Below are 1,431 nucleotides of genomic sequence, written 5' to 3'. Positions count from 1 at the left end.
GAAGCGCAGGGCAGAACTGGACACGTCGACGCCCGACGGGTAGACAAGCACACGAAGCCTCTGGTGGAGACGGATTTCTTGGTCGAAAACCCATCCACCAGGGGCTTCGCCATGTTGTCAGCCCAACAGCCGGACAAGAGCGTCAGGTTGGAAAGGGCTCACTGACCCAGCACGATGCGGCGAGTGGAGCCGCGGTGCCCGGCTCCCTGGGCGAAGAACAGCGCCAGGACCACGATGTCATCGATGTTGGTGACGGCGAACAACCCGACGGCCTGCCCGATGATGCCCAGGTCCACGAGTGGATGCCCTCCCCTTCGATGCGACTGTCCCCGTGACGCTACCGGGAGCCCGCACCGCGTCCCTCTCCGGACCGAGGCTCAGTGCTGTCGCTTCTCGGGTTCTGGCTCAACTTCTATGGTGCGGCGCGACGGCTCGGCGCCCCTCGCCGCGCCCCGCTGACCTGCCTGCTGCGCCGCGACGCCTGCACCGCCCGCGCCCGCCGGATCCTGCGCCCGCCTGGTGTCCTTCTCGTCCGCTGCCCCGGCGCCATGAGGCCTCGGCTTCGGTACCGTCGTCATTCCCGACGCCGCAGCCGACTCCACCGCGGCGGCCCTCCGCGTGACCTGCTGTGTCATGATCACCCGTGCTCGCGAGCGGGGCTGGTCCCGGGTCGGCAGGGCAGCCGGTTGCCGCGCCACCTGGGGGCCTGCGCGGGTAGGCGATGATGCGCTAAGCACCCACTGGGTGATATGTCAGAGGGAAGGGCGGGCGGCCGCCCGACTTGTGTACGTACGATGGGGGACCCCCGTATCCGCCATGCCGCCGCCTCCCAGCAGCGATACTGGATGCATGGATGCGACGATCACCGCCCCCCGCGCCGAGGTGCTGCGGGACCGCTACCGCAGCCGACTGCCCGAGCGCTTGCAGGAGCTGGCCGGCCCCGTCGAGGGCAGCGTGGACCTGCCGCTCCACATCGTCTGGTCCGGGCGGACGAGCTACAGCCTGGACCGTCCGAAGTCCCGCATGACGCTCTACCGGACCGTCCTCGCCGAAGGACTGAGCGAAGACCTAGTAGGGCTTGGTCAGGTCGGTTGTGGTGATGCGTGTCCTGTCGGGCCGGTGTGGCGTTGAGAGTGTGTGACTCCGGACGAGATTGCTGCGGTGCGTGGTGAGTTGGAGGCGTTCGCGGCGGAGGTGTTCGAGCCGTTCGCGCGCAAGGATCAGCGTCGGTGGGGGCAGGTGTATCTGCGGGGGCTGCTGACCGACGGGCAGCGTAAGTCGGTCGAGCCGATGGCCGCCCGGCTCGGGGAGGACGGCAATCGTCAGGCGCTGGCCAACTTCATCACCACCAGCCCCTGGGACCCGGCACACATCCGGGCCCAGCTTGCCTGGCGGATGGAGGCGGTGATCGGACCCGAGGCCCTGGTCTTC

At 68.8% G+C, this 1,431-nt stretch carries 1 protein-coding gene and 2 pseudogenes; 2 read left to right on the top strand and 1 reads right to left on the bottom strand.

All coding sequences use genetic code 11. From position 1 onward, the window contains the following. Positions 1-161 precede the first annotated feature (161 nt). A pseudogene (locus AB0N31_RS36520) lies at positions 162-296 on the bottom strand (cadmium transporter); the annotation flags it as partial. A gap of 553 nt (positions 297-849) precedes the next feature. Here AB0N31_RS36520 and AB0N31_RS36515 point away from each other — a divergent pair. Next, positions 850-1,074, top strand: a pseudogene (locus AB0N31_RS36515) (hypothetical protein); the annotation flags it as partial. A gap of 120 nt (positions 1,075-1,194) precedes the next feature. Then, the coding region (locus AB0N31_RS36510) for a transposase (RefSeq protein WP_366062843.1) at positions 1,195-1,431 on the top strand (237 nt) is incomplete at its 3' end.

Source organism: Streptomyces sp. NPDC051051, assembly GCF_040682975.1.
Lineage (GTDB): Bacteria > Actinomycetota > Actinomycetes > Streptomycetales > Streptomycetaceae > Streptomyces.
The sequence above is the reverse complement of the archived record's forward strand: the minus strand, read 5'-3'. Positions and strand labels throughout refer to the sequence as shown.